The sequence below is a fragment of the Rhodococcus gannanensis genome (assembly GCF_042681175.1).
GTDB classification, from domain to species: Bacteria; Actinomycetota; Actinomycetes; order Mycobacteriales; family Mycobacteriaceae; genus Rhodococcus_G; species Rhodococcus_G gannanensis.
The window spans coordinates 31,335-37,549 of sequence record NZ_JBHUFB010000009.1; the positions used below are offsets into that span (position 1 = coordinate 31,335).

The following is a 6,215-nucleotide window of genomic DNA, read 5'->3' on the forward strand; positions in this document are numbered from 1 at the left end:
CTGAGCACCCCGGACTGGTGCAGTTCGCCGAGCTGCTTGAGCTTGACGATCAACTCGTCCTCGGCGGGGGCCTGCGGGGCGGCCGCGGCCTGCTGTGCCGCCTGCTGCGCGGCGGCCTGCTGGGCATACTGCTGCTGCTGGTACGCCTGTTCCTGCGCCTGCTGGTCGGCGTACGCCTGCTGCTCGGAGTACTTGCGCTGCGCCCGGCGGTCCATCGCATTGGTCGTCGCACGGGCGGTGCCCGCGACGACAGCGGTGCGCGCGACCGTTCCGAGAAGTCCCGGACGACCCACTCGTCCTGCCCTGAAAACCATGACGTTCCCCTTCGGTTGGATGCTTAGAGTGCGGCCTCGACCGCCGCGACGATGACCTCGTGCGGGATCTGGACATGCAGGACGACCTCGCCGCCGGCGGCCCGGGCGCTGGTCGTGAACTGCCGAGCCCACGTGTTCTCGTAGACGATGATGGCCGCGGACGTGCCCGGATCGAGCGAGTCGCGGACCACGTCCAGGTCCTCGTCGCTGATGAGGGCCTTCGCCTCGATGGACAGGACCGCCAAGCCGACCTGGTCGAGATCCTCGTCGACGTCGACCTGACTGATGTTGCCGTCCTCGTCCTTCGCTATGTAGACGAGGTCGAGGAGGGTGACGTACCCCTTCTCGACGACGTCCTGCAGGGCCGCGACGGTGTCCGGGTCGGCCTGCGACCCCGGGAACGCCAGTACGACCAACTCGACGGGACCGATGTTCTCTGCGTCGCTCATGCCCACACCCTCGTGTTTCCCGGCGTCGTGCGCCTCACCCGGTGCGGATGAACTCGCCGATCTCACCTGCTGCGGATGAAGCGGTCGACCGTCCGGTCGCCGATCATCGATCCAACATTCGACGCACGATGCGAAATGGAGTTGACCGATGGACTCGTTCTGGGACTTTCTCTGGGTAATCCTCGTCACGTTTGCCTTCGTGGCATACCTGATGCTGCTCTTCTCGATCATCGGCGACCTGTTCCGCGACCACAAGCTCTCCGGCTGGTGGAAGGCGGTGTGGGTGTTCTTCCTGATCTTCGTGCCGTTCCTCACCGCGCTGATCTACCTGATCGCCCGCGGCCAGGGCATGACGGAACGGTCGATCGCGGCGGCGCAGCAGTACAAGACCGAGCAGGACAGCTACATCAAGTCCGTCGCGGGCAGCAAGTCGCCGGCCGAACAGATCGCCGACGCGAAGGCCCTGCTCGACTCCGGGACCATCACGGAGGCTGAGTTCGCCTCACTCAAGGCGAAGGCACTCGGCTAGCCACTCCCGCACTGCGGCCCGCTCCGAAAACGGGGTGGGCCGCAAAGCTGCGCGCGTGCTCATGCATAGGCGGCGGCCGTGTCCCGGAACGCGGCGAGCACCGCGGCGACGGCGGGACGCAGTGCCGCGGCGGGACGGGTGGCGAGTTCGTAGGTGCGTGCCGCGCGGACCCCGGCGAGTGTTGCGCTGACCAGTCCGGGCTGCAGCGCCACGTGGCGCGGCATCAACGCGACGCCGTGACCCACGAGGACCAGCTCCTCGATGACGCGAAAATCGTTGATGCGCTGGACCACTCGCGGGCGCATCCCGGTCGCGGCGGCCACCGATTCGAGGACGTCGTCGACGGGGAACCCGCCGCGGACGCTGATCCAGCTCTCGTCCGCGAGTTCGTCGAGCGCGACGGACGACCGTCCGGCGTAGGGGTGGTCCGCGGGCATCACGAGGTCGATCGGCTCACGCATGAGGGGCTCGATCCGGACCCGTGGGGAGACGAGGGTCGGGGCACGCTCGTCTCGGTGGGTGAGCACGACGTCGAAGTCGGCGAGCAACTGCGGGACTGCGGACGCGGGCTCGTCGACGTCCGCCGCCTCGATGCTCGTTCCGCTCGCGGCAGCACGGGCGAGGACGCCCGGCAACAGGAGGGCCGCCCCGGACGGGAACAGCGCGACCCGGACCCGTCCACGAGGCGAGTCTGTGTAGGACGCCATCTCGGCGGCGGCGCGGTCGAGTGCGGCGAGGACGTCGTCGGCGCGCAGGACGAGGGCGCGCCCCGCGTCGGTGAGTCGCAGTCGCCTGCCGTCGGGTTCGAGGAGTGCGACCCCGGCCTCACGGGCGAGGATCTTCAGTTGCTGCGACACGGCGGACGGGGTGAGCGAGAGCGCCGCGGCGGTGGCGGCGACGGTGCCGCGGTCGGCGAGCTCCCGCAGTACCCGCAAACGCTCCACATCCATGTAGGAAATCTACAGCAATGCTGTACTTATATTCGATTGTCCTGATGATTTGCAGGCGCAACGATAAGCGGCATGACGAACCGCGACCGCCTCCTCGGGATCACCGTCGCGCTGCTGTGGGGCCTGAACTTCCTGGCCATCCGCGCCGGCCTCGACCAGTTCCCGCCGTTCTTCTTCGTCGCACTGCGCTTCCTGGTGATCGCCGTCCCGGTCGTCCTGTTCGTGCCGCGCCCGAACGTCCCGCTCCGCTGGCTGCTGCTGTACGGCACCGGCTTCGGCGTGCTGCAGTTCCTGTTCCTGTTCTGGGCGATGAACACGGGAATGCCCACCGGACTCGCATCGCTCGTCCTGCAGGCATCCGCCCCGATGACGGTCCTGCTCGGGGCGCTGCTGCTCGGTGAGCGGGTGAGCAGGCGGCAGATGACCGGCATCGTCGTTGCCGTCGGCGGCATGGCCGTCATCGGCTGGGACCGGTTCGCGCACGCGAGCCTGCTGCCGCTGCTACTGACCCTGTGTGGCGCTTTCGGGTGGGCGCTCGGCAACATCGGCAGCCGCCAGGCCAGGCCCGACTCCCCGATGCGACTGATGCTGTGGATGACGGTCATCCCGCCGCTGCCCATGCTCGCGGTGTCCGCCGTCGTCGAGGGGCCGACGGCGGGGTGGTCTGCGCTCGGATCGGCGTTCGACGCCGACGGCGTGCCCGCTCTCGTCGGACTGGTGTACATCGCACTGCTCGGCACGATCGTCGGCTCCGGCCTGTGGACCGGACTCATGAGCCGCTACCCCGCGTCGACGGTCGCACCGTTCTCACTGCTCGTGCCCGTGGTCGGGATCGTCGCCTCGTGGCTGGTGCTCGGCGAGCAACCGACCGTCGCGGCGCTGTGCGGCGGCGTGGTGGTGGTCGGCGGCTGCCTGTACGGCATGACCCGCCCGCGCGTCGGCGCCGGGGAGCCGACTGTGTCGCTGCCCACCCCCGCACCTGCACGAGTCTGACCCTGGCGGCGGGTGTGGAAAACTGCGCGCGTGGCAACTAGCACTCGATTCACCACGCGCGGGAGGCTCGCGCTCCGCGTCGCCGCGCTGGCGTCCTGGGCGTCGAAAAAGGCCGGTCGCGGCAACGGCTCGATGATCGGTGGGCTGATCGCCCTCAAGATCGACCCCACGGTGATGACACAGCTCGGCCAGGACAAGCGGACGGTGCTGGTCACCGGCACCAACGGCAAGTCGACGACGACCCGGATGACGGCCGCCGCACTCGCGACGATCGGTACCGTCGCCACCCAGCCCGACGGCGCCAACATGGATGCGGGAATCGTCTCCGCCCTCAATGTCGGTGCGGACGCCGAACTCGCCGCGATCGAGGTCGACGAGCTGCACACGCCGCACGTCTCGGACGCGCTGAACCCGGCCGCGATCGTGCTGCTGAACCTCAGCCGCGACCAGCTGGACCGGGTCGGCGAGATCAACATGATCGAGCGCCGCCTGCGCGCCGGACTCGCGGCCCACCCGGACGCGGTGATCGTCGCCAACTGCGACGACGTCCTGGTCACCTCCGCCGCCTACGACAACCCGAACGTCGTGTGGGTCGCCGCGGGCGCGGGCTGGGCGAACGACGCCACCAGCTGCCCCCGCAGCGGCGAACCGATCGTCTGGGACGCCGACGGGAACTGGCGCAGCACCGGCGCCGACTTCTCCCGGCCGACCCCGGACTGGTGGGTCGACGACGAGTACCTGCACGGCCCCGACGGCCTCACCCTGCCGATGACGCTGACGCTGCCCGGCCGCGCGAACCGCGGGAACGCGGCGCAGGCGGTCGCGGCGGCCGTCGCGCTCGGCGCCGACCCGGCCGAGGCGGTGTCCGCGGCCTCCGGTGTGCACGAGGTCGCGGGCCGGTACGCGGCGCGCACCGTGGGCCCGCACTCGCTGCGGATGCTGCTCGCGAAGAACCCGGCCGGGTGGCAGGAAGCGCTGTCGATGATCGACCACTCCGTCGACGGACTGGTCATCGCCGTCAACGGTCAGGTGCCCGACGGCGAGGACCTCTCGTGGCTGTGGGATGTGCGCTTCGAGCACTTCGAGGGCGTGAAGGTCGTCGCGGCCGGAGAGCGCGCCACCGATCTCGCAGTCCGGCTCACCTATGCGGGTGTCGAGCACACCCTCGAACCGGATCCGTTGCGCGCCATCGCGTCCTGCCCCGAGGGCCGGGTCGAGGTGCTCGCGAACTACACCGCCTTCCGGGACCTGAACACCGCCATCGCGAGGAGGACCGAGAATGTCTGAGTCGACAGTGCGGATCGGGTTGGTGCTCCCCGACGTGATGGGTACCTACGGCGACGGCGGCAACGCGCTGATCCTGCGGCAGCGACTGCGGATGCGCGGAATCGACGCGGAGATCGTCGAGATCACGCTGTCCGACCCGGTTCCGGACTCCCTCGACCTCTACACCCTCGGCGGTGCCGAGGATTCGGCGCAGCGACTGGCGACCCGTCACCTGCAGCGCTACCCCGGCCTGCAGAAGGCCGCCGAACGGGGCGCCCCCGTCCTCGCGATCTGTGCCGCGATCCAGGTGCTCGGCCACTGGTACGAGACCTCGGCCGGCGAGCGAGTCGAGGGCGTGTCGATGCTGGACGTCACCACCTCCCCGCAGACCACCCGCGCCATCGGCGAGGTCATCACGCGCCCCCTGGTCGACGGGCTCACCCAGCCCCTCACGGGCTTCGAGAACCACCGCGGCGGAACAACTCTCGGACCCGACGCGAAGCCCCTGGGCCGTGTCACCCACGGCGTCGGAAACGGCGTCGGGGACGGCCAGGAGGGTGTCGTGCAGGGCTCCGTGATCAGCACCTACATGCACGGCCCCGCGCTGGCCCGGAATCCGGAGCTGGCGGACCTGCTGCTCACCCGCGCAATGGGAGTCGACACGCTCCCTCCGCTGGATCTGCCCGAGGTGGACCGTCTGCGGCGCGAGCGGCTCGCCGTCGGGCGCTGACCCCCGGCCGACGCACCGAATTCGTTCGGCAGCGCGCCGCCTGCGCGCCCGGTGGCTATCGTCGCCAGGACACCACCGACCAGGAGGAGACCCGTGGGTAAGGACGTAGCGGTCGTCATCGGAGTCGGCGGAATGGGGCAGGCCATCGCCCGCCGCATCGGGAGCGGACGCATGGTCGTGCTCGCGGACTTCAACCAGGCCACACTCGACGCAGTGGCCGAGGACCTGCGGGGCGCCGGCCACCACATCACACCGGTCACGGTCGACGTGAGCAGCCGCGAGTCCGTCTCGGCGCTGGCCGACAGCGCGGCCGAGCTCGGCCGCGTCACCCACATCGCGCACACTGCGGGCCTGTCACCGACACAGGCATCCACGCCCGCGATTCTCGACGTCGACCTACTGGGCGTCGCGATCGTCCTCGACGAGTTCTCCCGCGTCGTTGCTCCGGGCGGTGCCGGAGTCGTCATCGCGAGCATGTCGGCGTACTTCGCTGCCGGCGCGCTACCGCCGGAGGCGAACACGGCCTTCGCCGCGACGCCAACCGACGACCTGCTCACGCTGCCACTGCTCGACCAGCTCCCCGACCCGGGCGCGGCGTACGCTGTCGCCAAGCGCGCCAACCAACTTCGCGTACAGCGCGCGTCGATCGCGTGGGGCGAGCGCGGTGCCCGAATCAACTCGATCAGCCCCGGGGTGATCTCCACGCCCATGGGCCAAGAGGAACTCGCGGGCGAGTCCGGTGCTCGGATGCGCACGATGGTGCAGGCATCAGCGGCGAAGCGACTCGGTACTCCCGACGACATCGCCGAAGCAGCCGCATTCCTCCTCGACGGCACCCGCGCCGGTTACATCAGCGGCACCGACCTGCTCGTCGACGGCGGCACGGTCGCCGGTGTGGTGGGCGGCGCGCGCGACGACGCCACCAGAACCTGACCTCGACAGCCGAAACGGGCATCGGGGTGGGGGGAACCAGGTTCGCGACAC

General features: G+C 69.9%; 8 protein-coding genes. 5 read left to right on the forward strand and 3 right to left on the reverse strand.

Annotated features, from left to right (window positions below; all coding sequences use genetic code 11):
* Together ACFSJG_RS06900 and ACFSJG_RS06905 are read right to left on the reverse strand one after the other, a co-directional pair.
* Positions 1–314 (reverse strand): SHOCT domain-containing protein (locus ACFSJG_RS06900; RefSeq protein WP_378484477.1); only part of this gene is annotated, 314 nt, incomplete at its 3' end.
* Between the two features lie 23 nt (positions 315–337).
* Complete coding sequence (locus tag ACFSJG_RS06905) at positions 338–763, reverse strand: DUF6325 family protein (protein WP_378484478.1); 426 nt, start codon at positions 761–763, stop codon at positions 338–340.
* A gap of 148 nt (positions 764–911) precedes the next feature.
* Here ACFSJG_RS06905 and ACFSJG_RS06910 point away from each other — a divergent pair, with 148 nt between their 5' ends.
* On the forward strand, positions 912–1,292 hold the full coding sequence (locus ACFSJG_RS06910; protein WP_378484479.1) for an SHOCT domain-containing protein: 381 nt from the start codon (positions 912–914) through the stop codon (positions 1,290–1,292).
* A gap of 59 nt (positions 1,293–1,351) precedes the next feature.
* On the opposite strand, the gene ACFSJG_RS06915 is transcribed toward ACFSJG_RS06910, so the two are convergent.
* Positions 1,352–2,242: a LysR family transcriptional regulator gene (locus ACFSJG_RS06915; protein WP_378484480.1), complete on the reverse strand. Its 891-nt coding sequence runs from the start codon at positions 2,240–2,242 to the stop codon at positions 1,352–1,354.
* Between the two features lie 72 nt (positions 2,243–2,314).
* Here ACFSJG_RS06915 and ACFSJG_RS06920 point away from each other — a divergent pair, with 72 nt between their 5' ends.
* From ACFSJG_RS06920 to ACFSJG_RS06935, 4 genes are all read left to right on the forward strand, one after another.
* On the forward strand, positions 2,315–3,235 hold the full coding sequence (locus tag ACFSJG_RS06920; RefSeq protein WP_378484481.1) for an EamA family transporter: 921 nt from the start codon (positions 2,315–2,317) through the stop codon (positions 3,233–3,235).
* A gap of 30 nt (positions 3,236–3,265) precedes the next feature.
* Positions 3,266–4,522 carry a Mur ligase family protein gene (locus tag ACFSJG_RS06925; RefSeq protein WP_378484482.1) on the forward strand — a complete coding sequence of 419 codons (1,257 nt, stop codon included), beginning with the start codon at positions 3,266–3,268 and terminating at the stop codon, positions 4,520–4,522.
* Positions 4,515–5,231, forward strand: coding sequence for a type 1 glutamine amidotransferase (locus ACFSJG_RS06930; RefSeq protein WP_378484483.1), 717 nt, complete (start codon positions 4,515–4,517; stop codon positions 5,229–5,231). Before ACFSJG_RS06925 ends, ACFSJG_RS06930 begins: the two co-directional genes overlap by 8 nt.
* 93 nt (positions 5,232–5,324) lie before the next feature.
* Positions 5,325–6,164, forward strand: a complete 840-nt coding sequence (locus tag ACFSJG_RS06935) for an SDR family oxidoreductase (protein ID WP_378484484.1) — start codon at positions 5,325–5,327, stop codon at positions 6,162–6,164.
* The last annotated feature ends 51 nt before the right edge of the window (positions 6,165–6,215 follow it).